Consider the following 25,587-nt stretch of genomic DNA (forward strand, 5'->3'; position numbering starts at 1 on the left):
CCTATCTCATTTCGCCGGGCCGGGCAGCTCGCGCCGGGGCGCGACATACCCGTTGCCGCCGGTCAGCGGGGAGTGGTCGATCGTGATCACCTTGAAGTCGGCGCCCTTGACGCCGCCGGGCTGCGACTGGAAGGCCTTCGGCGGCGCCACGCCCGCGAGCAGGATGGCGGAGGCGTCCTTGTCCTCGCGATCCACTGCGGGCCGACCTTGGCGTTCGCGTTGACCATCCGGGACTTGACCACCTCGCGCGCGGTGGCCGCCTGTTTCCACTCGTCGCCGGCCTGCCAGATCGAGCCGGGGTTGGAGATGCCCAGGCCGACGGCGAGGCCCAGCCGGATGGCGCTGGACACGAACGGCGCCGCCCCGAACGACGAACCCAGCGCGAACCGCAGCCATCGACCCTCCCCGAATCGTCGTCGAAGATCCGGCTGTAGCGGAACCAGGTGGCGGCCGGACGCCTCGGACCTGGCTACACCACGGCGAGCATCAGGTCGTGTGTACGGCAGAACTCGAGCTGGTCGAGCAGCTCCGCGGCCTCGTCGGCGGCGTAGTCGTAGTCGCCGCGGTCGATCTCCGCCAGCACCTCGCGCATCCGCGAGACGACCGGCTCGATCGGCGTGTAGCACCAGCCGTCGACCGGCGACCCCGGCGCCCCGACGTTGCCCGCCTCGGGCGCGGTGCAGTTGGGCACGAACAGGTCGTGGTCCATCGCCACCGGCCAGTCGCGGTCGGCGTCGCCGAAGCACGTGCCGGCCGCCAGGATCGGCGCCGCCTCGTCGCCGGGCAGCCACCGCCACCCGACCCGCCCGTCGTCGTAGGTGAACTCGGCGACCCGCTCGTGCACAGCGACCCGGAACCGCCGGCTCAGCCCGATCGCGGCGAGCTCCAGCAGCCACGCGACCCCGTCCCCGCCGGTCGGGTCGCCCTCCAGGACGTCGGCGTCGGGGATCAGATCGAGGAGGCCCGGCCCGTACGAGGTCACCCGCACACCCTAAAACCGGCCGTCAACGGCACCCGCCGTCCAGGCGGATAGCGGTGCTCCGCGTGGGTAGGAGGCCTCGCCTGCGCGCACCGCTGCCAGTCACGCGAGTCCCGACCACAGAACGGAAACCCATGAGCACTCCCCCGGTCGCCGTCGTCACCGGCGCCTCCCAGGGCATCGGCGCGGCCGTCGCCGCCGCGTACCGCAAGCTCGGCTACGCCGTCGTCGCCACCTCCCGCTCGATCGGGCCGTCCGGCGACCCGCTGCTGCTGACCGTCGCCGGCGACATCGCCGACCCCGCCGTCGGCGCCCGCGTCGTCGAGGAGGCACTGCGCGCGTACGGCCGCGTCGACACCCTCGTCAACAACGCCGGCGTGTTCGTCGCCAAGCCGTTCACCGACTACACCGCCGCCGACTTCGACCTCATGACCGGCGTCAACCTGCGCGGGTTCTTCGACGTGACGCAGCGGGCGATCGCGGCGATGCTCACCCGGGGCGGCGGCCACGTCGTCAACATCACGGCCAGCATCGTCGACCAGCCCACCTCCGGGGCGCCGGCGGCGCTCGCCGCGCTCACCAAGGGCGGCCTCAACGCCGTCACGAAGTCCCTGGCCATCGAGTACGCGGCGCGCGGCATCCGGGTCAACGCCGTCTCGCCCGGCGTCATCCGCACCCCGATGCACCCGCCGGAGACCCACGACGCCCTCGCCGGTCTGTCCCCCGTCGGCCGCATCGGCGACCCCTCCGACATCGTCGACGCCATCCTGTACCTGGAGACCGCCGGCTTCGTAACTGGCGAGATCCTGCACGTCGACGGCGGCCAGAGCGCCGGCCACTGAAACGAGGTGACCTTCATGTCCGACGAAACCGTGCTCCGCGGCGTCCTGGACGGCTGGAAGTCCGCCGTGGACGCCCACGACCCCGACCGCGTCGCGACGCTCTTCACCGACGACGCGATCTTCCAGGGCGTGCACCCGTACGGTGTCGGCCCGGCCGCCGTCGTCGCGTACTACGCGCCGCAGCCGATCGGCCTCGCCGCCGCCTACGACCTCCGGGAGACCCGCCGCCTGTCCGACGACCTCGTCCTCGGCTACGCGGCGGTCGAGTTCACGTTCACCGACCGCGCTCCGGTACGCGGCTTCCTGGGCGTGCTCGTCCGCCGCTCCGGCGACACCTGGCGGATCGCGCACTACCAGTTCTCGCGCCTCGCCTGATACGTCAAAAACCCGACGTCCGGGCCGCCGCCGACAGCCGTCCTCGTTGCGACCTTCCGTTCAGGACCCCTCAGGGCCTGCGGGATACCGGTTCAACGAGGAGAAGCAATGCGTACTGCGGGAACATCGGCAACGCGGTGGCTCGGCGCGGGCCTGCTGGCGATCTCGGCGGCGGTGGCGGTGAGCGGCTCCCCCGCCGCCGCGGCCGGGACCTGCACCGGCACCAACCCCGCCGACGTGACGATCGCCGACCTGGCGACGGTGGAGAGCACGATCACCCTCGCCGGCTGCACGGGTAACGCGTCGGCCACGAGCACCGCCGAGGTCCACATCGTCCACACGTACCGCGGCGACCTGGTCGTGTCGCTCGTCGCGCCCGACGGCAGCGTGTACATCCTGAGCAACCGCCAAGGGGGCAGCGCCGACAACATCGACCAGACCTACACCCTGAACCTCTCCTCCGAGCCCCTCAACGGCACCTGGCGGCTGCGCGTGCAGGACGCCGCGAACGGCGACAACGGCTACATCAACACCTGGACCCTCAACCCCGTTCCGACGAACGGCACCACCTGCACCGCCACCAACCCCACCGACGTGTCCACCGCCGACCTGTCCACGGTCGAGAGCAGGGTGACCATCGCCGGCTGCGCGGGTAACGCGTCGGCCGCGAGCACCGCCGAGGTCCACATCGTCCACACGTACCGCGGCGACCTGGTCGTGTCGCTCGTCGCACCCGACGGCAGCGTGTACATCCTGAGCAACCGCCAAGGGGGCAGCGCCGACAACATCGACCAGACCTACACGCTCAACCTGTCCAGCGAGGCCCGCAACGGCACCTGGCGGCTGATCGTGCAGGACGCCGCCGCGTCCGACAGCGGCTACATCAACGTCTGGACCCTCTCCGTCTGACGCGCCGCCGGACGGGGCACTCCGGTGCCCCGTCCGTTCGCAGCATTGACAGCAATGATTCAGGAAGCTTTCCTTACAGAATCGCGGCCGACAGGCCGGTCCGGTTCCCGGGAAAGGGGGCACGCTGTGCGCCGGCTGACCACGGTCGCTCTCGCGACCTGCCTTTGTATCGCCCCGTTCGCTCCCTCCGCGGCCGCGGCCGGCGAGGTGAACCTGCTGGCGAACCCGGGGTTCGAGGCGGCTTCCACTCGATGGACCTGCGCGGCCGGCACGGCCACCACCTGGGGCGGGCACTCCGGCCAGTACGCGCTGACCGGCACCCCGACGCTCGCGTCGACCGCCGAGTGCGCGCAGGTCGTGCCGGTGCGGCCGGGTTCGTCGTACACCGTCTCCGGGTGGGTCCGCGGCGGGTACGCCTTCCTCGGCACCGAGTTCGGCGGGACCTGGTCGCCGCCGAGCGGCCAGTGGACCCGGCTGTCGGTCCCCTTCACCACCGGCCCGACGACCACGACCGTCCGGGTGTACGTGCACGGCTGGTACGCGCAGCCCGCCTTCGAGGCCGACGACCTCGTGCTCTCCGGACCGGACAGCACCAGCACCGTCCCGGCGCCCCCGACCGACCTGAGCCCGTCCGAGACCACCAGCCACTCGGTGCGGCTCACCTGGACCGGCTCGCCCGGCGCCAGCCAGTACCGCGTCTACGAGAACGGCGCGCTGCGGACCACCACCGGCTCCGAACCGTCCGTCACGCTGACCGGGCTCACCCCCGGCACCTCACACACGTACGCGGTGTCGGCGGTCACCACGGCCGGCGAGTCGGCCCTGTCGCAGCCCGTCACCACGAACACCATGCCCGCCCAGGCCGCCCCGCCGTACGCCCCCCGCTCGGTCGCCACCTCCACCCCCGCCCCGGGCCAGGTGTGGCTCGCCTGGGAAGCGGTCCAGCCCGCCACCGACGGCTACAACGTGTACCGCGACGGGGTGCGGATCGCCTGGAGCTACGGCCCGGCGTACCTCGTGACGAACGTACCGCCGGGCGCGCACACGTTCGAGGTGACCGCCCTGAACTCCGCCGGCGAATCCTCCCGCTCCCACCCGGTCACCGTCACCACCTGACCACCCGCGCTGACCAACCGCGCTGACCACCCGCGCTGACCACCCGCGCGGAAGCGCCGCCCCGGCCGGTTCGGCTCGGGGCGGCGTCCGGGCGCTACTGCGTGTCGCCGGGGCGGTCGACGATGGTCATCTTCGAGTAGATGACCTGGCGGTACACGTCGCCGCGGTGGCTGACGTGGTCGCCGTCGTCGCCGTGGCTCACGTGGTCCTTGACGGCGACCAGCCGCTCGCCGATGAACTGGTACGTCTGCTGGTCGAACAGCAGCTCCTGCGACAGGTAGCCCTCGATGATCCGGCCGAGCCCGACCGCCGGGCGCCCGTCGATGTTCACCGCGTCGGGGTTGATCGTCATCCCGGGCGCCTGCGCCAGGTGCCGGAAGATCGCCGCCTGTACGTTCGGCGGCACGACGTACTGGCCGATGAACGCGTCCAGCTCGATGCCCATCGAACCGGGTCCGGGCACGGCGTCCGGCACCTTGTCCGGGCGGGTCATCGACGTGATCGTCGACCACGCGATCCGGTCCCAGTACTCGCCGCCCTGCCCGCGCCTGGTCACCACGAGCCGGCCGTCCTTGTAACCCGCCCTGGTCTGCCCGTCGATGCTGTTCCACTCCTGGATCTTGCGGTTCTCGCCCATGCCGGTCTTGATCGGATCGTTCGGGTGCTCGTTCTCGTAGGCCGGCTTGTTGCGCAGTTCCAGCGTCTCGATGTACATGAACTGGTCGGGCCGCGGGTCCTTCCACGGCTTGCGCTCGGCCGTCCAGGCGGCGTTCTCCAGGTACTCGGCGGCGCTGGCCGGGCGGGCGAACGGCAGCACCCCCTTCGCCGGTGCGGCGTCCGGCACCGCCTGGTCGCCGCCTCCCCCCACCACCATGACCGCGGCGACGACGACCGCGGCGGCGGCCGCCACGACGACCCCGGCCGTGACGGCGAAGCGGTTCCGGCGGCTCATGCTGGTCACTCGCTGCTCCTTCGACGACATCCGCTGGTGGAGGGCCGCGCGGGCCCGGTTCTCGGCTGCCTGGCTGGGGACCTCGTCGCCCCCGAACGCCTCGCGCAGCGCGCCGATCTCGTCCATCACTCGCTCACCTCGATCTCGGCGCCGAGCGCCTGCCGCATCTCCTGACGCGCCCGGTGCAACCGGGACCTGGCCGTGCCGGCGGGGATACCGAGCGCCGCCGCGACCTCCTGCTGGCTGAGCCCCGCCCACGCCACGAGCAGCAGCACCGCCCGGACCGGCTCGGGCAGCCGTCGTAACGCCTCCGCGAGGCGGCCGCGCACAGCCGTCGCGTCGAGCCGCCCGGCGACGGCGTCGGCGTGGTCGCCCGTTTCCTGCGCGTCGACAGCCTTCGCGAGGGCCCTGTACCGCCGCGTCTCGGCCCGCGCATGGCGGGCGATGAGATTGGACGCGATGCCGTACAGCCACGGCCGCACCCCGGCACGCGCACTGTCGTACGTGTGCCGGCGGTCGAACGCCACCAGGAACGTCTCCGACGCCACGTCCTCGGCCAGGTCGGGACCGAGCCTCCGGGCCGCGTACGCGTAGATCTGCCGGTAGTGCTGGTCGAACACGGCAGTGAACCGCTCCGGCGCGTGTTTCGCCTGTTCAACGAGGTCGGCACCAGCGTCCTGCGCTGCGCCGGGCTGCGTCATCACGACCAAGCCCGCCTCCCCCACGTCGTCCACAGTTGCATCACACCTGTAGTTCGCCGGAGCCACGAAAAGTGTTCGGACGGTCCGCACAGGCACGCTCCACACGCCGGAAGTGTCGTACCCGGCCACTAGGCTGACCACCAAGAAGCTCAACGGAAGCGGTCGCCTTGCCAGCGAGCCATCGGTTCCGAACCCACCATTCAGAAACGAGCTCATCACGAGGGACGTGGAGCCCGGTCAACCAGATCGGCGGAGCACACAACCACCACACAACGGTCGATCACGGCCGATGTCAGCCGCTCACCACACATCTGCCCAACCGAAGAAAGGACGGCGCAGCCACGGCCTTGAGGGGGCGCGGATGGACCGCAGCTTCCCACGTGAAACCACAGACTCCACAAGAGCGCGGAGAAGAACATGCCCCCGCGAGCGCACCAGAACAGCAGCGCAAGCAGGGGTCGGCCCAAACCTGCCGAGCGCACAAGGCACCACACGAACCCAACAATCACGGTCGAACGCCAGCCACCCGGCACGCACCCGGCCAGCCACACGCACGAAGTCGGCGCCGCGACGGTCTTGAGGGGGCGCGGGTGGAGCACAGCTACCCCGGCGGGGAGCAACCGAAGGCTGCGCAAGGAACCCCGCCAACCGCTCGGCGAGCGGTCCCGGAGGGACCACGAGCAGGGTCCACCCCGGTCGGTGGGACGCACGAAGCACCACACGAACCGGACGATCGACATCGAAGGCCAACCACTCAACACCCATCCGGCCGGCCACACGCACGAAGTCGGCGCCGCGACGGTCTTGAGGGGGCGCGGGTGGAGCGCAGCTCCCCCGGCGGGGAGTAGCCGAAGGCTGCGCAAGAAACCCCGCCAACCGCTCAGCGAGCGGTCCCGGAGGGACCACGAGCAGGGTCCACCCCGGTCGGTGGGACGCACGAAGCACCACACGAACCGGACGATCGACATCGAAGGCCAACCACTCAACACCCATCCGGCCGGCCACACGCACGAAGTCGGCGCCGCGACGGTCTTGAGGGGGCGCGGGTGGAGCGCAGCTCCCCCGATGGGGAGCAGCCGAAGGCTGCGCGGGGAATCCCGCCGACCGCCGGCGAGCGGTCCCGGAGGGACCACGAGCAGGGTCCACCCAGGTCGGTGGGGCGGGCGGGACTCGAACCCGCGACCGAGGGATTATGAGTCCCCTGCTCTAACCCGCTGAGCTACCGCCCCGAGCGATGGCAAGCTTACCGACCTGCGCAAGCGGGACGCCGCCCGGAAAGGGTCCGGGCAGTAAAATGGCCCCGGTAAGGGGCCGTTTGGAGCTCCCGCGATAGGACTCGAACCTATAACCTGCCGGTTAACAGCCGGCTGCTCTGCCAATTGAGCTACGCGGGATTGCAGCGCTCAGACCCCCGGGAAACCCGGTGAATCAGGGCGACCGGCAAAGAGTACAGCACGCACCCCCGGGTCGCGCCAGCGGGTTGTGCGCGGCGCGGCGGAGACCATCCCATCGTGTGCCAGATCTCGGCAAACGGGTACATGATCGATGTGTCGGAACGAGGATGGACGGGTAACTCAGGACCAGGACGGCGCTGAAGACGCAACGATGACCGGGCGCCGCTCAGAAGGAGGTTCGTCGCTATGCGCGGCAAGCTACTGTTCCTCGGCGGACTGGCCGCGGGCTTCGTGCTCGGCGCCCGGGCTGGTCGGGAGAAGTACGAAGAGCTCAAGGCTACTGCCCTGAAGATCAAGGAGAGCCCGACGGTGCAGGAAGCCGCCGGGGTCGTCCAGGAGCAGGCGACGCGGCTCTACAGCGAGGGCAAGACCATGGTGACCGACAAGCTGGCCAACAGCCGGTTCGCCGAGAGCGATCTCGGGCAGCGGCTGATGGGCTCCTCGGAGACGACCACCACGCCGGCCATCGAGCGGGACGTGCTGGCGACCACGGGTCCGTCCAAGACGACCCCCAGCGGCGGCACCAGCTACTAAGAACGACAAGACACGAAAGGCCGGCCGCGAGGCCGGCCTTTCGCGTGTGCAGGGTCAGGACGAGGACGAGAACGCGGCGTCGAAGGCGGCCGCCGGGGCGTCGAACGCCAGCCGACGCACGAACGACAGGGCCTCGGGCGCGCCGATGAGGCGGTCCATGCCGGCGTCCTCCCATTCGATGGAGATCGGGCCGTTGTAGCCGATCGCGTTGAGCGCCCGGAAGCAGTCCTCCCACGGTACGTCGCCGTGGCCGGTCGAGACGAAGTCCCAGCCGCGGCGCATGTCGGCCCAGGGCAGGTGCGAGGCGAGCCGGCCGCGGCGCCCGTCGCCGGTGCGGACCTTCGCGTCCTTGCAGTCGACGTGGTAGATCCGGTCGGCGAAGTCGAAGATGAAGTTCACCGGGTCGAGCTCCTGCCACACGAAGTGCGACGGGTCCCAGTTGAGGCCGAACGCGGGCCGGTTGCCGATCGCCTCGAGGGTGCGCTTGGTGGTCCAGTAGTCGTAGGCGATCTCGCTGGGGTGCACCTCGTGCGCGAAGCGGACGCCGACCTCGTCGAAGACGTCGAGGATCGGGTTCCACCGGTCGGCGAAGTCCTGGTAGCCGTCCTCGATCATCTGCGGCGGCACGGGCGGGAACATGGCCAGGGTGTGCCAGATGGACGAGCCGGTGAAGCCGACCACCACGTCGACGCCGAGCTTGCGGGCGGCGCGGGCGGTGTCCGCGATCTCGGCGGCGGCCCGCTGGCGGACGCCTTCCGGTGACCCGTCGCCCCAGATGCGGGCGGGCAGGATGCCCTGGTGCCGCTGGTCGATCGGGTGGTCGCAGACGGCCTGGCCGACCAGGTGGTTGGAGATCGCGTAGACCTTCAGGTTGTGCTTGGCCAGGGTCTCCAGCTTGCGGTCCACGTAGGACTCGTCGGAGAGCGCCTTGTCGACCTCGAAGTGATCACCCCAGCAGGCGATCTCGAGGCCGTCGTAGCCCCATTCCGAGGCCAGCCGGCAGACCTCCTCGAAGGGCAGGTCGGCCCATTGGCCGGTAAACAGCGTGATCGGACGCGCCATGAGAGTTCCTCCGGTGTAACGGCGGTGATGAGGGCGCGAGGGAGAGACCTGAACAGAGGCCGATGAACGCAACCAGCGGCGCGGGTGGGTTGCGCCTCCCACCCGCACCTGTCCAAGGGCCGACCAGGTGCAACACCCAGTTTAGGAACCAGGCGATGCCAGTACAACAGCCAAAAATAGGCGACCCGTCCGCCCGGATCGCACCTGCCCGGCCACGGGGGGAGTCGGCGTCACCACCCGGGACGTTGTGCAGGTGCTGTGGTGCATCCGAGCGGACGGGGCCCGGACAGCGGGGCCGGTCGGCGTCGCGACCCCGCTACCCGTCTGTCCGGTCGCGGGAGGACCCGCGACCGAAGTTCAGGCGCTGAACACCGTGAATTCGTCGACGTCGAAGAGCGATCCGCTGCCGCCGCGGAACACCAGGCACAGCGTGGTCGACGCGTTCGGGACCAGGGCGACCGAGGCCGTGCGGAACGTGTCCCAGCTGCCCGTGTTGGCGACCGCGAGCGAGCCGAGCAGCGCGCCGGTCGCCGAGCCGGCCCGGATCTCGATCGTGCCGCCGGGGCCGGCCGAGGACCACTTGACGCGGACGCCGGCGGCGGTGGCCAGCGACAGTCCGGTGTACGCGGCCCAGTCGTTGTTGTCGATGAACCCGGCGGTCTGCCCACCGGTCGCGGGGGCGTGCCCGGCGACCTGCAGGCCGCTCATCGACGACCACGCCTCGCCCTGGCGGGTCGTGGCGGAGCGCGTCAGGGTGAGCTGGTCGAGGTCGAACAGGGAGCTGCCGGTGCCGCGGAAGACCAGGAACAACGAGGTGCTGGTGTTGGTCGCCAGCGGCGTGAACACGTCCCGGAAGGTCTCCCAGCTGCCGGTGTTGGCGATCGCGGCGCTGCCGAGCAGGGTGCCGGTGGTGCTTCCGGCGCGCAGTTCGACGGTACCGCCGGCGCCGGCCGACGACGAGCGCAGGGTGACGCCGGTGACGTTGGACAGGTTCACGCCGGTGAACGAGATCCAGTCGTTGTTGTCGATGTAGCCGGCGGTCTTGCCGCCGACGGCGGCCGCGTGGTTCGCGACCTGGACGCCGCCGGTCGCCGACCACGCCTCGGCCTGGTAGACGCTGCCGGACGGCTGGACCGGCGCCGCGCAGTTGCCGTCGACGCGCTTCGCCGTGTACCGGATGGCACCTAGCAGCAGGTTGCGGAAGTTGGCGTCGGCGTAGCTCTCCTCGGTGTGCCCGAAGCCGGTGTAGAACGACCGGCCGCTGTCGATGGTCTTGCACCAGGTGATCGGGTGGTCGCCGCTCATCGATCCACCCGAGTACGACGACTCGTTGAGCGAGGCCAGGACGTGCGCCGTGGCCCGCGGGTTGGTCTGGTAGTTGTACCACTCGTCGGTGCGGGTCCAGGTGGCGCCGAGGTGGGCCGTGGCCGGGTGGCTGCGGTCCTCGACGTTCACGATCGCCTGCTGGATCGCCGGGTGCGACGCGAACCAGGCACCGGCGAGCGTGCCGTAGAACGGCCAGCTGTACTCGGTGTCGGCCGCGGCGTGCACGCCGACGTACCCGCCGCCGCCACGGATGTAGGCCTCGAAGGCGGTCTGCTGGGCGTCGTTGAGCACGTCCCCGGTCGTCGACATGAAGACGACCGTCTGGTACTGGGCCAGGTTGGCGGCGGTGAACGCGGCGGCGTCCTCCGTGGCGGTGACGGTGAAGTTGTTGGTGGAGCCGAGCGACTGGACGGCGGCGATGCCGTTGGGGATCGACGAGTGGCGGAAGCCCGCGGTCTTCGAGAAGACCAGGACCTTGTACGGGGCGTCGGCGGCGCTGGCGGGCACCGGGTTCAGTGTGGCCGCGGCGAGCAGGCCCGCCGTAGCGGCGGCGAACCAGTTCCGGGCTGTGCTTCTGGGCATGACAGTTCCTTCACGATGGGCGTGAGCGCGCGCCGTCGCGCCGTCATGATGTCGTCTTCAGTTGTGCCCGTCCGCCGGCGCGGCACACGTGCCGCGCCGGCCCGACGGACCCTTCCCCGCCGGCTACCCTGCCGCGGGGCGCAACCGCGGCAAGGCCCTCGCTGCCGGCGAGGAAAAGCTTCGTTATGCGGGACTCATCCCCTGATCCCCAGGAGGTGCTCCATGGCGAGCTGGTCGAGGCGTTCGAAGGCCATCCCGCGGGCGGCCACCGCTTCGACGTCGATCTCCTCGGCCCGCAGCGCCGAGAGCGACTCCCCCGGCATCAGCGTCGGTACCGAGAGCTCGTCGACGCGGGCCGTCGCGAGTGCCGCCGACACCTCGGGGTCGTCACGGAACGCACGGACCTTGTCCTTGAGGATCAGGTAGTTGCGCATGCACGCCGCGGCGGTGACCCACACCCCCGCGGCGTCCTCGGTACGTGGTGGCTTGTAGTCGAAGTGGCGTGGTCCCGCGTAGGCCGTCGGGTAGCCGGAGCTGTTCTCCAGCACGTCGACGGTCCAGAAGGCGCCGCGGAGGTTGCCGGCGCCGAACCGCAGGTCCTGGTCGAACCGCGGGCCGTGCTGGCCGTTGAGGTCGACGTGGAAGAGCTTGCCGTGCCACAGCGCCTGGGCGATGCCGTGGGCGAAGTTGAGCCCGGCCATCTCCTCGTGCCCCACCTCGGGGTTGAGCCCCACCCGCGACGGCTCATCCAGGGTCGAGATCAGTGCGAGGGCGTGGCCGATCGTCGGCAGCAGGATGTCGCCGCGGGGCTCGTTGGGCTTCGGTTCGATGGCGAGGCGGATGTCGTAGCCACGCTCGCGGATGTACGCGCACAGGGCGTTGATGGCCTCGCGGTACCGGTCGAGCGCCGCCCGCATCTGCTTGCCGGCACCGGACTCGGCGCCCTCGCGGCCGCCCCACAGCACGTAGGTCGGCGCGCCGAGCTCGGCGGCGAGGTCGATGTTGCGCAGCACCTTCTGCAGCGCGAACCGGCGGACGGCACGGTCGTTGGCGGTGAACGCGCCGTCCTTGAAGATCGGGTGGCCGAACAGGTTGGTGGTGGCCATCGACACCACCATGCCGCTGGTGTCGAGGGCCTCGCGGAAGCGGCCGATCAGCTTGTCCCGGACGGTCTCGTCGCTGCCGAACGGGATCAGGTCGTCGTCGTGGAAGCTCACCCCGTACGCCCCCAGCTCCGCGAGCCGGTGCACGGACTCGACCGGGTCGAGCGCCGCGCGCGATGCCGAGCCGAAGACGTCCTGGGCCTGCCAGCCCACCGTCCAGAGCCCGAACGAGAACCGGTCCGCGGGAGTGGGGGCGTAGGGATCGTTCATGCCAGCACGCTGACCCAGGAGGCGTCGGACTTCTCCACGGCGTCGAGCACGAGTTGTACCTGCAGCGCGTCCTCGAACGACGGCGTCGGATCCGATCCGGTGGCCACCGCCTCGATGAAGTCCCGCATCTCGTGGGTGAACGAGTGCTCGTAGCCGATGATGTGGCCCGGCGGCCACCAGGCGGAGAGGTACGGGTGCTCGCCCTCGGTCACCAGGATGCGGCTGAAGCCCTGCTCGGCGGCCGGCTTCGTGGCGTCGTAGTACTCGAGCTCGTTGAGCCGCTCCAGGTCGAAGACGAGCGAGCCGAGCTCGCCGTTGATCTCGACCTTGAGCCCGTTCTTGCGGCCGGTCGCGAAGCGGGTCGCCTCGTAGGTGGCCAGGCCGCCGCCGGAGAGCCGGGCGACGAAGACCGCGGCGTCGTCGACGGTGACCTCACCCGTCGTGGCGCCCGCGCTCGCGGAGAGCCCGCTGGATGCCTCCGGCAGCGGGCGCTCCTTGATGAACGTCTCGGTGATGCCGGTGACACCGGTGATCTGCTGACCGGTGACGAACTGGGTCAGGTCGATGATGTGCGCGCCGATGTCGCCGAGCGCGCCCGAGCCGGCCTTGTCCTTCTGGAGCCGCCAGACGAGCGGGAAGTTCGGATCGGTGATCCAGTCCTGCAGGTAGACGGCTCTGACGTGCCGGATGGCGCCGAGCCGGCCGTCGGCGATGAGGTTGCGCATCAGCGTGACGGCGGGGACCCTGCGGTAGTTGAACCCGCAGGCGGACCGGACGCCGAGCGCCCGGGCCTTCGCCGCCGCCGCGACCATCGCGCGCGCCTCGTCGACCGTGTTGGCGAGCGGCTTCTCGCACAGCACGTGCTTGCCCGCTTCGAGCGCGGCGATGGCGATCTCGGCGTGGCTGTCGCCCGGGGTACAGACGTCGATGACGTCGATGTCGTCCCGGGCGATCAGCTCGCGCCAGTCGGTCACCGCTTCGGCCCACCCGAGCCGGCTAGCGGCGTCCGCCACCTTCGCCCCATCGCGGCCGCAGACGGCGACCATGGTCGCCCGCACCGGCAGGTCGAAGACCCGGTTCACGGTGCGCCACGCCTGTGAGTGCGCGGCGCCCATGAACGCGTATCCGACCATGCCGACGCGCAGCTCCCCGCTGCTGCCCTGAGTGGACACTGGCGGTTTCCTTTCTGGTGGTTGGCTCTACCTGACGACCTGCTAGGACTTGAAGCCGAGCGGCAGGTACTTGTCGACGTTGTCCTTCGTGATCGTCTCGGACTGCAGGACGATCAGCTTCGGCACCTGCAGCTCGACCAGGTCGCCCATGCCCTTGCCCTGGGCGGCGAGGCGGGCCAGGATGATCGCCGAGGACGCCATCGACGGCGGGTAGGTGACCGTCGCGGTGAGCACCGAGTCGCCGGCCTTGATGTGGTCCATCGCGTCACGGGAGCCGGCGCCGCCGACCATGAAGAACTCCTTGCGGCCCGCCTGCTGGATCGCGGCGAGGACACCGACGCCCTGGTCGTCGTCGTGGTTCCACACGGCGTCGAGCTTCGGCGCGGCCTGCAGCAGGTTCGCCGCGGCCTTCTGGCCGGACTCGACGGTGAAGCCCGCCGCGACCCGGTGCTTGACGGTCAGGCCGTAGGTCTTGAGCGCGTCGGCGAAGCCCTTCGACCGGTCCTTGGTCAGCTGGAGCTCGTCGATGCCCGGGATCTCGCCGATGACGGCGTCGGTCTTGCCCTTGAGCTTCTCGCCGATGTACTTGCCGGCGGCGATGCCCATGCCGTAGTTGTCGCCCTTGATCAGCGAGAACGAGGCGGCCGAGTCGGAGAACTCCCGGTCCAGGTTGATGACGATGATGCCGGCCGCGGTGGCCTTCTTGCCGATCTCGGTGAGCTGCGCGCCGTCCTGCGGCAGCAGCACGATCGCGTCGGGCTTCGAGCCGATCAGGGTGTCCAGCGCGGCGATCTGCGCGGGGGCGTCCTTACCGGCGTCGACGACCTTCAGGGTCACGTCGGAGAACTTGGCGGCCTGCGCCTTGGCGTTGGCGGTGATGGCACCGATCCAGCCGTGGTCGGCGGCGGGGGCCGAGAAGCCGATGGTGACGGCCTTGCCGGGCGCCTCAGAGGCGGCGGCGTTCACCTTCGTGTTGGTGCCGGCGTCGTCGTCCTTCTTCTCGTTGGACGTGCAACCGGCGAGCAGTGCACCGGCGCCGAGGGCGGCCCCGCCGAGGAGAAGCTTACGGCGGGACATGTCACCCGAGGATGCGCTCATCACGACCTCCTGGTCGTCTGTGGGATGGGGGGCGGGTAGGTTTTGCTGCATTTTGGGCGTGTTGATCCACACTGCCGTCGTCGACGGCGGTGCTGGGTGTTCGGTGGCGATGCGCCCTATCGAGGTGGGACCGAGGTGCCTATCTGTTGAGGCGGGTCCGGAAGAAGGAGCCGACCCGGAACTGCTGGATGAGGACCGCGGCGACGATGATGCCGCCGTTGATGATCCGCTGGACGTCCAGCTGCAGGTTGTTGACGATGAACAGGTTCGTGATCTGGGTGAAGATCAGCACGCCGAGGAGCGAGCCGACGATGGTGCCGCGACCGCCGGTGAGGGCGGTGCCGCCGATGATCGCTGCGGCGATGGCGTTGAGCTCGTACAGGTCGCCATGGGTGTTGCTGCCGGAGGTGGTCTGGGACACGATCATCAGCGCGGCGATGCCGCAGCAGAGGCCCGACAGCACGTACAGCAGCATCGTCTGCAACCGGACGTTGATGCCGGCCAGGCGGGCGGCCTCGGCGTTGCCACCGATCGCGATGGTGCGGCGGCCGAAGGTGGTGCGGTTGAGCAGGACCCAGCCGAGCGCGGTGACCACCACGAAGATGATGACCATGTACGGGACGCCGAGCAGCCGGTCGCCGGCGAGGCTCTTGATGAACGGGTCCGACGTGATCTGGGTGTGCGACCCGGAGATGTTCTGGGCGAGACCGCGGGCGGACAGCATCATGGCGAGCGTCGCGATGAAGGGCACCAGCTTGCCGTAGGCGATCAGACCGCCGTTGACGAGGCCGGCGGCCGCACCGACGGCGAGCGCGGTGAAGACCATCGCGGCCGGCCCCATGTCCTGGGTCGCCACGGTGGTGCACCAGACGCTGGCGAGGGCCAGCAGCGCGCCGACCGACAGGTCGATGCCGCCGCTGATCATCACGAACGTCATGCCGACCACGATCACGCCGATGCTGGACGCCTGGGTCAGCACGGTCAGCTCGTTGGACCAGAGCCGGTCGAGGTCGAGGAAGATGTCGGGACGGGTGACGGCACCGATGATCAGCAGCAGCACCAGGACCCCGATGAGGGCGAGGTTGCGCTTGACGGAGTCGGCACCGTCCCGCTGCAACCAGCCCTGCCCGGCGGCGTTCGCCGCGCCTTTGCTCAGCTCCACGGAGTCGGCGGACGGTGTGGTCGCGGTGCTCATGCTGCGGTCCCTTCAGGGGCGGTGCTCGCCAGATCGGCCCCGTCCAGCAGTGAGCCGGCCATCACGAGGTCGAGCACGGTGTCTTCGTCGAGTTCGTCCGCCGGAGCCTCCCGTACGAGCCGTCCTTCACGCATGACGAGCACGCGGTCGGACAGGCCCAGCACCTCGGGCACCTCGCTGGACACGAGCAGCACACCGACACCCTCGTCGGCGAGTCTGCGGATCACCTGGTAGAGCTCGGCGCGGGCGCCGACGTCGACGCCCCGGGTGGGCTCGTCGAGCAGGAGCAGCCGGGTGCCGCCCAGCAGCCACCGGCCGACGACGACCTTCTGCTGGTTGCCGCCGGAGAGGGTACGCACGGGGCGCCGGACGTCGTTCGGGCGCAGGTCGAGGCCCTGGGTGATCTTCTGGGCCTCGGAGCGCTCGCGCCCGGCGTCGGTGAAGCCGATGCGGGCGAAGCGGGTGAACCCGGCGAGGGTGACGTTGCGGTAGATCGGCTCGCCGAGCAGCAGCGCCTGGCTCTTGCGCTCCTCGGGGGCCATGCCGATGCCGGCCTTCACGGCGGCGTTGACGCTGCCCTTGCGCAGCACCTTGCCCCCGAGCGCGACCGTGCCGGCGGTGGCGCGGCGGGCGCCGAAGATGGTCTCCAGCACCTCCGACCGCCCGGAGCCGACCAGGCCGGTGATCCCGACGATCTCCCCCGCGTGGACGTTCAGCGAGATGTCGCTGAACCGACCCTCCAGGCTCAAGCCTTCGACGCTGAGCAGCAGCTCTCCCGCCGGCCTGTCTGATTTATCCGGAAAAACGTATTCAATGGTGCGGCCGGTCATCTTGCTGACCAGCTCGCGGGTCGGCGTGGACTTCGCGTCGAGGTTGGCCGCCGTGGTGCGGCCGTCCTTGAGCACCGTCACGCGGTCGCCGATCTCGCGGATCTCCTCCATGCGGTGGGAGATGTAGATGACCGCGATGCCCTGCGCCGTCAGCGCGCGGACCATGCGGAACAGGTTCTGCACCTCGTCATGGGCGAGCACGGCGCTCGGCTCGTCCATGATGAGCAGCCGCGCCTCGCGGGACAGCGCCCGGCCCATGCTCACGATCTGCTTCGCGGCGGCCGGCAGCTTGCCGACCTCCCGGCCCACGGGGATCTCCGCGTGGCCGAGCCGCTCGAGGATCTCCGCCGCGCCGTTGCGCATGGTGCGCCGGGCGACGAACCCGGCGCTGTGCGGCTCGTGACCGAGGTACATGTTCTCGGCGACGCTGAGGCCGTCGACGAGGTCGAGCTCCTGGTAGATGGTGGCGATGCCGGCCTTCATGGCCGTCTGCGGGCTGTTGAACGCGGCCGGCTGACCCAGCCACATGATCTCGCCGGAGTCCGGGGTGTGCGCGCCGGAGAGCACCTTGATCAGCGTGGACTTGCCGGCGCCGTTCTGCCCGAGAAGGCAGTGCACCTCTCCGGCCCGCACCTCCAGCTGGACCCCGTCGAGCGCGCGGACGCCGGGGAAGGTCTTCACCACATCGGTAAGTTTGAGGACGATCTCGTCCGTAGTTGTCATGATGGCCGTCCATATGCGAGTTCGCTGGCCAGCACCGCGGCGCCAACAACGCCGGCGCGGGGGCCGAGCTCGGACAGGACGACCGGCAGATTGCCGGTCGCGAGGGGAAGCGAACGCCGGTAGACGACGCTACGAATCTCCGCCAGCAGGATGTGACCGAGGCCGGCGAGACCGCCGCCGATCACGATCATCGACGGGTTGATGAAGCTGACCAGGCCGGCCAGCACCCCACCCACCCGGCGCCCACCGTCACGGATCAGGCGGATGCACGTGACGTCACCCTCGGCGGCGCCGTCGGCGACGTCCTTGGCGGTCACGATGCCGTTGGCGTTCAGCCGGTCCGCGAGCGCCGGTGAGGCACCGCTGCGGGCCGCCGCCGTCGCGTCACGCGCCAGCGCGCCGCCACCGAACAAGGCCTCCAGGCAGCCGACGTTGCCGCACGAGCACACCGGCCCGTGACTGTCGACCTGGATGTGCCCGATGTCGCCGGCGCACCCGTCGGTGCCCCGGTACACCTCACCGTTGAGGTAGATGCCGCACCCGATGCCGGTCCCCACCTTGAGGAAGAGCAGGTTGTCCACCGAGTGCGCGACGCCGCCGTAGCGCTCGCCGATGCTCATGATGTTCACGTCGTTGTCGACGACGACCGGGCAGTTGAACTCGCGCCCGAGCACCTCCCGCACCGGGAACCTGTCCCAGCCCGGCATGATCGGTGGCGAGACCGGAACGCCGTCCCGGAAACTGACCGGCCCTGGCACGCCGATGCCGATGGCGTGCAACCGCTCGAACGAGCCATCCACACGGAACTTGTGCAGAATCTCGTTGACCCGTTGCAGTATCACTTTCGGTCCCGACCTGATGTCGGCGGGCTCCCCGTACGCCGCGACCGGCTCCAGCCGTCCGTCGGTGATCTCGACGTCGATCGAGCTCGCCCCCAGGTCGACCGCGGCGAACCGCAGATCCGGGTTCAGCTCCACCAGCGTCGACCTGCGACCGCCCCGACTCGCCGCCGGGCCCGCCTCACGGATGAGCCCGGTCGCGACGAGCGCGTCCAGGTCCGCGAGCAGCCGCGGCCGCGGCACCTCCAGGCGATCCGCCAGCTCCGCACGCGACAACGCACCGGTGTCCCGCAACAAGCGGAGCAGGCGCGACTGAACGGGGCCGTCTACCGCACTGACCGTGTTCACAATGGCACCTCCTCATCTGGTCGCAGGCAGGCGTCCGCGACACGCGGCTACACCACCACACCTCCGCTGAGGTGCCGGTTGCCGGGTCGTGTGCCATGCGTTACACCCGTGTTGCGTCGAGACTTTAGGCCCTCCGAAGCGCCGCGTCTAGGTCTTCTATCTCCCGTTACCAAACTTTTGCTGAATCCAACGGAAGTTGGCCCACTTCCGAACGTTACCGCGTTTCCCCAGCTCAAGCTGTAATTCCCCCCACCGCTCCCGCGGCGGGCCCCGGCGGGATGCTGTGCTTCCGCCCCACCGCTTCGCGGCGGGTCCCGGCGGGGATTCTCACCCGCACCCCAATGCGCCGCTCCGCGACGCACTGCCCGCACCGAGACGCGAGGCAGGCCAAGCGGCGCATACGCGCCGCATCCGGTGGCCGCCCTCCGCAGTAACCAGGACTCCCCACGCTCCGGAGACCTTGTGCCACCTGAGCTGCACAAACCCTTCCGGATCACGGACCCCGCCAGCCCCGGCCCGCTCCCAGCGAACAGACGTCGACCAATACCCCGCGTGCCCCTGTCTCGCGATGAACGTTGCACGATCCACCCACAGCTCGATCACTGAACCCACCGCGGATCGCACATCGCCTGGGCGACAAAAGCCGCAAATCTGGGCATTGATCAACACCTGTGGGCGGCCTGGGCGAACAGCGTCTGCCCGCACCGCCAGATCCGCCCCCTGGACCACAGCACCGGACGCACCACCGCACCCGGACCAGGCAACAGCCCCGCCGACGGACTCGACCACATGATCCAAGGACACCCCTGGCCGCGAGCACGGCCAGACCCGTCCTTGGATCAAGCCATCACCCGCGACGGCCGACCACCCGACACCGCGCACACATCGATCCCAAGCACCCGATCGAAGGACAACCCTGGCCGCACACACCGCCACATCCGTCCATGGATCAAGCCATCACCCGCGACGACCAGCCACCCGACACCGCGCACACACCGATCCCAAGCACCCGATCGAAGGACAACCCTGGCCACCCACACGGCCAGATCCGTCCTTGGATCACGCCAGCACCCGCGACAACCAGCCACCCAACGCCACGCACACCGATCCCGAACACTCGATCGAAGGACAACCGTGGCCGCACACACCGCCAGATCCGTCCTTGGATCATGCGGTCCGGCGAACATCGCGGCAGCGCCGTTGCCGGTCTTGAGCGCTTGATCGAAGGACGGTCATGGCCGTGGGACCTGCTCAGCGCCGCCGGTCCATCCTGATGCCGACGGTCGCGGCCGTCGCAACATCCCACATCGACATCACCACGACGGCGCGGTCAGGACCCGCGACAGACTCGAGCCCGAAGCGCGGCCCAGCCCCACCCAGCCCAGCCCACGCACCACCCGGCCCGGCCTAGCCTCCGCACCCAAGCCGCACCACCCAAGCCGCACCACCCAAGCCGCGCCGCCCGGAGGCCACGCCGCCCGAAGCCCTTACCACCCGAAGGGCCACATGCCCGAAGGCCACACCTTCCGTAACCGCGCCTCCGTACCGCGCCTTCCGTAACCGCACCGCCCGTAACCGCACCGTCCGAAGCCGCGCAGCCTGGAGCCGCACCGCCCGTAACCGCACCATCATCCGAAGCCGCACCATCCGAAGCCGCACCGTCCGAAGCCGCGCAGCGTGGAGTCGAACAGCCTGGAGCCGCGCAGCACGGAGTCCCCGATGCTGCCGACATGCCCGAGCGGTGGCGGGCACCTCCTGCCAGCGCGGGGCCGTCAGCCGGCTGGAAGGCGCGGGCCGCTCACTTCAGCAGCAGCGTGCCCATCCGGCGGCTGGCCATCGTCAGGCCGACCGCGGCCAGCGCGGCCAGGTACGCCACGTGCCACAGCAGCGACCAGTCCGGCGAGCCCGTCGTGATCGCCCGGAGCAGGGCCACGCCGTGATACAGCGGCGTCAGCTCGATCAGGACCTGCAGCGGCGCCGGGAAGTCCGACGGTGGGGAGAACGTGCCGCTGAACAGGAACAGCCCGAACTGGGTCACGTTGATGTAGTCGAAGTCCTGCCAGGAGCGCAGCAGCGTCGACAGTCCCATCCCGAGCGCCCCGAACGCGAACCCCACCAGCAGCGTCACGGGTAAGGCCACCAGCGCCCACCCCCACGTGGTGAGGTCCAGCGCCGCCATGACCAGGAGGAAGACCGCGGAATACATGCCGCCGCGGCACATCGCCCAGACGAGCTCGCCGACGGAGACCTGCATGGGCGTGATCGGGGTGGCGAGCGTCGCATCATAGATGCGCATGAACTTGAGCTTGCCGTAGAAGTTCATCGTGGTCTCCGCGAGCGCCCCGTTCATCGCGGAGGCGGCCAGCATCGCCGGCGCGACGAACTGCGCATAGGTCACGAGCCGCCCGTCGGGCAGCGCGATGTCCCCGACGAGCCGCCCAACGCCGACGCCGATCGACAGCAGGTACAGCAGCGGCTCGACGAACCCGGACAGCAGCACCCACCAGTACGCCGCGTGCCGGGCCGCCGCGAGGTTACGCGCGGTGACGGAGAGGGCCCCGGAGGCGCGGTGGTCGAGACGGGACATCGCCCGCGGGAAGATCAGTGTCGTGACCATCAGTCGCCCAGCTTCCGGGTGAACGAACGCACCGCCAGCACATAGCCCACCGCGCACCACACCGCCAGGACCGCGACATGGGCGGGCAGCCCCCAGGCGGTCGGGGTGCCGAGGGTCGCGGCCCGGGAAAGCTCCACGCCGTGCCACAGCGGCGACACGTACGCCAGCAGCCGAGCCGCCACGGGCAGGCTCTCCACGGGGAAGAACACGCCGGCGAAGAGCGTCATGGGCACCACCGCCACGCGGAACAGCACCGCGAACGCCCCATCGGTCTCGGTCCGCGCCGCGAACGCGAAGCACGGCGCCGCGCACGCCACACCCAGCAGCATGGAGACCAGCGGGGTCGTGAGCGCCCACCACGAGTGCAGCGCGCCGAACAGCGCCAGCACCACCAGGAACCCGATGCTCGACAGCGCGACCCGCAGCGTGACGAACGCCAGATGTCCCCGCAGCACGTCACCCACCGTGAGCGGCGACGCCCGCATCGCGTGGTAGACCCGTGTCCAGTTGAACCCGCCGAACACCGGCCACGTCGAGTCGGCGACCGCGACCTGCAGGGCGGTCGAGGCGAGCAGCCCGGGTCCGAGATAGTCCAGGTACGGCACCCCGATCGACGTCGACCGCTCGTCGATGTAGTGCCCGACGGTGATCCCCATCGCGACCAGGAACATCGCCGGCAGCGCGAACGAGCTGAACACGCTCGCCCGCCAGGTGCGTTTGTAGGACACCAGGTGGTATTCGAGCGCCAGGGCGGTCCGGTGCGCCATCAGTCCACCAGCGTCCGGCCGGTGAGCTGCAGGAACACGTCTTCGAGCGACCCGCGCCGGACCAGCACGCTCGACGGCGTCAGCCCCCGGGCGTGGACCTGCGCGGCGGCCGCGTCGCCGTCGCCGGTGTAGACCAGGATGCGGTCGGGCAGCACCTCGGCGCGCTCGCCGATGCCCTCCAGCTTGCCGGCCAACCCGTCGAGCGGCTCGGTGCCGAACCGCACCTCGAGCACCTCCCGCGTCGAGTGCCGCTCGATCAGCTCGCGCGGCGAGCCCTCCGCGACGATCCGGCCGCCGTCCATGACGACCAGGCGGTCGCACAGCTGCTCCGCCTCGTCCATGTAGTGCGTGGTGAGCACCAGCGTGACGCCGCGCTGCTTGAGCCGGAACAGCCGCTCCCACACCAGGTGCCGAGCCTGCGGGTCGAGGCCGGTGGTCGGCTCGTCGAGCAGCACGATCTCGGGCTCGTTGACCAGGGCCCGCGCGATCGTCAGGCGGCGCTTCATCCCGCCCGACAGCGGCTCGACCTTGTCGCCGGCGCGGTCCGCCAGCTGCACGAACTCCAGCAGCTCCATCGCCCGCGCCCGCGCGACCCGGCGCGGGATGTTGAAATACCGCGCATACACCGTCAGGTTTTCCAGCACGGTCAGCTCGAGGTCGAGCGAGTCCTGCTGCGGGCACACCCCGAGCCGCGCCCGGATCGCCGAACCGTCCCGCGCCGCGTCCATGCCCAGGATCCGCAGCGAGCCGCCGGTCGGTCGCGACACGCAGCCGATCATGCGCATCGTGGAGGACTTGCCCGCCCCGTTGGGCCCGAGGAACCCGAACGCCTCCCCCGCCCGCACCCGCACGTCGATCCCGTCGACCGCGGTGAAGTCACCGAACTGTTTCACCAGCCCGGTGGCCGCGATCAGCGCTCCGTCATCTGCCACGTGGCGACACTAACCCGGGGGTCTGACAAAAATCGGTCCGATTTGCCGCCGGCGACGGCCGGTTGGCACCATGTGCTGGTGAGCGTCAACCCGCGCTGGCTCGGGCTGGCCGCTTCCGTCCTCCTCGCCACCAGCGGTTTCCTGGCCGGCAAGCCAGTGCCGCACGACGGGCCGTGGCTGCTCGGTGTGATCGTGTGGTTCGTCGCCCTCGCGATGCTGATCCGCGCCTGGTGGACGCTGCGCGACGAGACCGACCAGCGCGGCCTGCTGGTCACCGCCGCGCTCTGGAGCGTCCCGCTGCTGGTCGCGCCGCCGCTGGGCAGCCACGACATTTACGCGTACGCCTGCCAGGGCCAGCTCTTCGACGCCGGCTTCGACCTCTACGAGGTGGGGCCCGCCGCACTGCCCTGCACGTGGCTGTCCGACGTGCCCGAGCTGTGGCGCGAGACCCCCACGCCCTACGGTCCACTGTGGATCGCCGTGGAGGGCGCCGCGGCCTGGCTCGCGCACGGCAGCCTGCCCGCCGCCGTCCTGTTGCTGCGCCTCGCCGCCGTGCTCGGCCTGGTGCTGTGCGTCGCCGCCGTGCACCGCCTCTCCCGCGGCAACGCGCTGCTCGCCGCCAGCCCGCTCGTCCTCGTCCACGTCGTTTCCGGCGCCCACAACGACGTCGTCCTCGCGGGCCTGGTCCTGGCCGGTTTCGTCGCCGCGCGGCGGCCCGGCTTCGCGGCGGCCGCCGCGTCCGGGCTCGCCTTCGGCCTCGCCGTCGCCGTCAAGGTCACCGCGCTCGGCGCCGTGCCGTTCGCCCTCCTGTTGGTGTTTTGCGCCGGTACGACCAGAGCCCGCTGGACGAGCACCCTCACCTTCGGCGTGACGATCGGAGCGACCTACGCCCTCCTCGCGGTGCTCACCGGCCACGGCCTCGGCTTCCTGCACGCCCTCGGCTCGACCAGCACCATGGTCCAGTGGCTCTCCATCCCCACCGGCGTGGGCATGGCCGTGGGTTACGTGCTGCGTGTGATCGGTCACCCAGAGTCGTTCGCAACGGCGGTGGCGGTCGCGCGGGCCGTGGGACTGCTAGCGTTGGCGGTGATCCTGGTGGGGTTGTGGTGGCGGACCGCGACCACCCTGGCCTCACTCCACCGCGCCGCCCACCCCGGCGGCACACCGACCAACAGCGGCAGCGCGACGGGCCCCAAGCCAGGGGACGACGTCGCCACAGGCCGCGATGCCACGGCCGACCGCGCGACGGCCAGCAGCGCGACGGCCGGCGTAACCGGCGGCGGCGCGACCGGCGGCGGCATGACCGACGGCGCGACGGTCGGCGTGATTGGCGGCGCGACGGGGAGACGGGCGCAGGACGTGGTGCTGACCGCGGCGGGGTGCGGCATGCTCGCGGCCGCGGTGCTCGGCCCGGTGTTCTACGCCTGGTACGCGATCGCCGGCATCGCCCTGCTCGCGGGCACGACACTCACCGGCCGGCTGCGCACGGTCGTGCTGGTCGCCGCGGCCGGGTTGCCGCTGCTGACGCTGCCCGACAGCCTGGGGCTGGCGACGAAGACGAAGGTGCCCGGGGCGTTCCTGGACGTCGCGCTCGTCACTGCCGCCGCCGTTCACCTGATCCGCCGTCGTCGCCGATCCGCACCCCCGCCCGCCGCACACTCGACCCCGGGCACACCCGCCGTCAGCGGGCCGGCCACCGACTGACCGACCCAACCACCCAGCACCGCAACCACCCCGCGTCGCGAGCCGCCCCAGCAGCACCCCACCATCAGCGGACCAGGCTCCCGACCAGCCACCCCAACCAGCCAGCGTCGAAACCACCGCACGTCGCGAGCTGCCCCCAGCGGCAACCCCACCATCAGCCAGCCAGGCTCCTGACCAGCCGCCCAGCCAGCCAGCGTGGCACCCACCGCACGTCGCGGGCCAGCCAGCAGCACCATCAGCGGATCAGATCCCGACCGGCCACTCCCAGCCAGCCAACGTCGAAACCACCCCACGTCGCGAGCCGCCCCAGCAGCACCCCACCATCAGCGGACCAGGCTCCCGACCAGCCACCCCAACCAGCCAGCGTGGCAACCACCCCACGTCGCGGGGCCAGCCCAGTAGCACCACCGTCAGCGGACCAGATCCCGGCCGGCCACTCCCAACCACTCAGCGGCCGCGCGTTGCGAGCTGCCCGGTGGTATCGCGGGGGGCTGGAGGTTGGGTCGGGTGCTAGTGGCGGGCCGTCCACCCGAAGGGCCGGACGGAGGGAACGTTGCGGGTGCGGTCGGGGGCAGGTGGGTGGGGTCAGGCGGGGGTGCCGATCGACTGGCGGGCGGCGGCGACCAGGGCGGCGGTCTGTTCGGTGACGGCGGGGGCGGTGGGGTCGACGCCTTCGTCGTAGCGGACGGTCCAGCGCAGGCCGTCGACGCCGCTGACGCGGCGGGCGACGACGCGGACGCCGAAGCCGGTGGTGAGCGGGTGGTGCGAGGTGTGCGCGATCGACTTGTTGACCCTGGTGCGGACCTGCTCGGGCACCCTGTCGGGGTCGAGCAGCGTGATGACCAGGGGCGTCAGGTCCTCCATGACGACGTACCCGCCGGGGGCGTCGACGGGCAGCTCCCGGGCGGCGATCAGGGCCAGCTGCCGGCCCGACCACGTGGCCTTGTGGATCTCGTGCCAGCCGAGCCGCTCGCCCGCGCCGGGGAGCCAGAGGCCGAGGTTGGTGACGACGACCACGGTATCGCCGGTCGCGCCCGCCCACGACACGACGCGCTCGTCGTCGGCGAGGGCGGGCCGCTGCGCGGGCGGCAGGCGGCGCTTCTTCAGGAAGCCGAACACGACGCTCTCCTTCTGTCGGACGACCGCGGGACCAGGCC

21 protein-coding genes, 2 tRNA genes and 1 pseudogene are annotated in these 25,587 nt (G+C 70.6%); 6 read left to right on the forward strand and 18 right to left on the reverse strand.

What is annotated here, in order from left to right:
- Positions 1–6 precede the first annotated feature (6 nt).
- Together AB0J72_RS09340 and AB0J72_RS09345 are read right to left on the reverse strand one after the other, a co-directional pair.
- Positions 7–195, reverse strand: coding sequence for a hypothetical protein (locus AB0J72_RS09340; protein ID WP_363396689.1), 189 nt, complete (start codon positions 193–195; stop codon positions 7–9).
- A gap of 274 nt (positions 196–469) precedes the next feature.
- Positions 470–982: a hypothetical protein gene (locus AB0J72_RS09345; RefSeq protein WP_363396692.1), complete on the reverse strand. Its 513-nt coding sequence runs from the start codon at positions 980–982 to the stop codon at positions 470–472.
- 131 nt (positions 983–1,113) lie between these two features.
- Here AB0J72_RS09345 and AB0J72_RS09350 point away from each other — a divergent pair, with 131 nt between their 5' ends.
- The 4 genes and pseudogenes from AB0J72_RS09350 to AB0J72_RS09365 all read left to right on the forward strand — a co-directional run bounded on the left by AB0J72_RS09350 (position 1,114) and on the right by AB0J72_RS09365 (position 4,221).
- Positions 1,114–1,821: an SDR family oxidoreductase gene (locus tag AB0J72_RS09350; RefSeq protein WP_363396695.1), complete on the forward strand. Its 708-nt coding sequence runs from the start codon at positions 1,114–1,116 to the stop codon at positions 1,819–1,821.
- Between the two features lie 15 nt (positions 1,822–1,836).
- Positions 1,837–2,196 (forward strand): SgcJ/EcaC family oxidoreductase, encoded by a 360-nt coding sequence (locus AB0J72_RS09355; RefSeq protein WP_363396698.1) that lies wholly within the window; start codon positions 1,837–1,839, stop codon positions 2,194–2,196.
- A 213-nt stretch (positions 2,197–2,409) separates the two neighbouring features.
- Positions 2,410–3,105: pseudogene (locus AB0J72_RS09360) on the forward strand (proprotein convertase P-domain-containing protein); the annotation flags it as partial.
- A 207-nt stretch (positions 3,106–3,312) separates the two neighbouring features.
- Positions 3,313–4,221, forward strand: coding sequence for a carbohydrate binding domain-containing protein (locus tag AB0J72_RS09365; RefSeq protein ID WP_363396701.1), 909 nt, complete (start codon positions 3,313–3,315; stop codon positions 4,219–4,221).
- Positions 4,222–4,315: 94 nt separating this feature from the next.
- Here AB0J72_RS09365 and AB0J72_RS09370 read toward each other — a convergent pair whose 3' ends face one another.
- The 4 genes from AB0J72_RS09370 to AB0J72_RS09385 form a co-directional block, all read right to left on the reverse strand.
- Positions 4,316–5,299 carry a CU044_5270 family protein gene (locus AB0J72_RS09370; protein ID WP_363396704.1) on the reverse strand — a complete coding sequence of 328 codons (984 nt, stop codon included), beginning with the start codon at positions 5,297–5,299 and terminating at the stop codon, positions 4,316–4,318.
- A complete protein-coding gene (locus AB0J72_RS09375; protein ID WP_363396707.1) occupies positions 5,299–5,907 on the reverse strand; it encodes a sigma-70 family RNA polymerase sigma factor in 609 nt (202 codons plus the stop codon). The genes AB0J72_RS09370 and AB0J72_RS09375 overlap by 1 nt, the downstream gene beginning before the upstream one ends.
- A gap of 1,122 nt (positions 5,908–7,029) precedes the next feature.
- Positions 7,030–7,103: transfer RNA gene (locus AB0J72_RS09380), tRNA-Ile, on the reverse strand.
- Between the two features lie 92 nt (positions 7,104–7,195).
- Positions 7,196–7,268 (reverse strand) — tRNA-Asn (locus AB0J72_RS09385).
- A 246-nt stretch (positions 7,269–7,514) separates the two neighbouring features.
- Here AB0J72_RS09385 and AB0J72_RS09390 point away from each other — a divergent pair.
- Entirely contained in the window at positions 7,515–7,862 is a 348-nt protein-coding gene (locus tag AB0J72_RS09390; protein WP_344506044.1) for a hypothetical protein, read from the forward strand.
- Between the two features lie 54 nt (positions 7,863–7,916).
- Here the strand turns inward: AB0J72_RS09390 and AB0J72_RS09395 are convergent, their stop codons facing one another.
- The 11 genes from AB0J72_RS09395 to AB0J72_RS09445 all read right to left on the reverse strand — a co-directional run bounded on the left by AB0J72_RS09395 (position 7,917) and on the right by AB0J72_RS09445 (position 22,726).
- Positions 7,917–8,924: a sugar phosphate isomerase/epimerase family protein gene (locus tag AB0J72_RS09395; protein WP_344506043.1), complete on the reverse strand. Its 1,008-nt coding sequence runs from the start codon at positions 8,922–8,924 to the stop codon at positions 7,917–7,919.
- A 357-nt stretch (positions 8,925–9,281) separates the two neighbouring features.
- Entirely contained in the window at positions 9,282–10,832 is a 1,551-nt protein-coding gene (locus tag AB0J72_RS09400; RefSeq protein ID WP_363396711.1) for a ThuA domain-containing protein, read from the reverse strand.
- 194 nt (positions 10,833–11,026) lie between these two features.
- On the reverse strand, positions 11,027–12,205 hold the full coding sequence (xylA, locus tag AB0J72_RS09405; protein ID WP_363396714.1) for a xylose isomerase: 1,179 nt from the start codon (positions 12,203–12,205) through the stop codon (positions 11,027–11,029).
- Positions 12,202–13,338: a Gfo/Idh/MocA family oxidoreductase gene (locus tag AB0J72_RS09410; RefSeq protein ID WP_363397113.1), complete on the reverse strand. Its 1,137-nt coding sequence runs from the start codon at positions 13,336–13,338 to the stop codon at positions 12,202–12,204. Before AB0J72_RS09410 ends, xylA begins: the two co-directional genes overlap by 4 nt.
- Positions 13,339–13,419: 81 nt before the next feature.
- On the reverse strand, positions 13,420–14,454 hold the full coding sequence (locus AB0J72_RS09415; protein WP_363396717.1) for a substrate-binding domain-containing protein: 1,035 nt from the start codon (positions 14,452–14,454) through the stop codon (positions 13,420–13,422).
- 160 nt (positions 14,455–14,614) lie between these two features.
- Positions 14,615–15,670, reverse strand: a complete 1,056-nt coding sequence (locus AB0J72_RS09420) for an ABC transporter permease (protein ID WP_363396720.1) — start codon at positions 15,668–15,670, stop codon at positions 14,615–14,617.
- Positions 15,667–17,223, reverse strand: a complete 1,557-nt coding sequence (locus AB0J72_RS09425) for a sugar ABC transporter ATP-binding protein (RefSeq protein WP_363396723.1) — start codon at positions 17,221–17,223, stop codon at positions 15,667–15,669. The genes AB0J72_RS09420 and AB0J72_RS09425 overlap by 4 nt, the downstream gene beginning before the upstream one ends.
- On the reverse strand, positions 17,220–18,410 hold the full coding sequence (locus AB0J72_RS09430; protein WP_344506037.1) for an ROK family transcriptional regulator: 1,191 nt from the start codon (positions 18,408–18,410) through the stop codon (positions 17,220–17,222). Before AB0J72_RS09430 ends, AB0J72_RS09425 begins: the two co-directional genes overlap by 4 nt.
- 1,798 nt (positions 18,411–20,208) lie before the next feature.
- Positions 20,209–21,027, reverse strand: a complete 819-nt coding sequence (locus AB0J72_RS09435; RefSeq protein ID WP_363396726.1) for an ABC transporter permease — start codon at positions 21,025–21,027, stop codon at positions 20,209–20,211.
- Positions 21,027–21,794 carry an ABC transporter permease gene (locus AB0J72_RS09440; protein WP_363396729.1) on the reverse strand — a complete coding sequence of 256 codons (768 nt, stop codon included), beginning with the start codon at positions 21,792–21,794 and terminating at the stop codon, positions 21,027–21,029. The genes AB0J72_RS09435 and AB0J72_RS09440 overlap by 1 nt, the downstream gene beginning before the upstream one ends.
- Positions 21,794–22,726: an ABC transporter ATP-binding protein gene (locus AB0J72_RS09445; RefSeq protein ID WP_363396732.1), complete on the reverse strand. Its 933-nt coding sequence runs from the start codon at positions 22,724–22,726 to the stop codon at positions 21,794–21,796. Before AB0J72_RS09445 ends, AB0J72_RS09440 begins: the two co-directional genes overlap by 1 nt.
- 78 nt (positions 22,727–22,804) lie before the next feature.
- Here AB0J72_RS09445 and mptB point away from each other — a divergent pair, with 78 nt between their 5' ends.
- Positions 22,805–24,430, forward strand: coding sequence for a polyprenol phosphomannose-dependent alpha 1,6 mannosyltransferase MptB (mptB, locus tag AB0J72_RS09450; protein ID WP_363396735.1), 1,626 nt, complete (start codon positions 22,805–22,807; stop codon positions 24,428–24,430).
- Positions 24,431–25,015: 585 nt separating this feature from the next.
- On the opposite strand, the gene AB0J72_RS09455 is transcribed toward mptB, so the two are convergent.
- Positions 25,016–25,549 carry a hypothetical protein gene (locus AB0J72_RS09455; protein WP_363396738.1) on the reverse strand — a complete coding sequence of 178 codons (534 nt, stop codon included), beginning with the start codon at positions 25,547–25,549 and terminating at the stop codon, positions 25,016–25,018.
- Positions 25,550–25,587: the final 38 nt, after the last annotated feature.

The organism is Dactylosporangium sp. NPDC049742 (assembly GCF_040674675.1).
GTDB lineage: Bacteria > Actinomycetota > Actinomycetes > Mycobacteriales > Micromonosporaceae > Dactylosporangium > Dactylosporangium maewongense.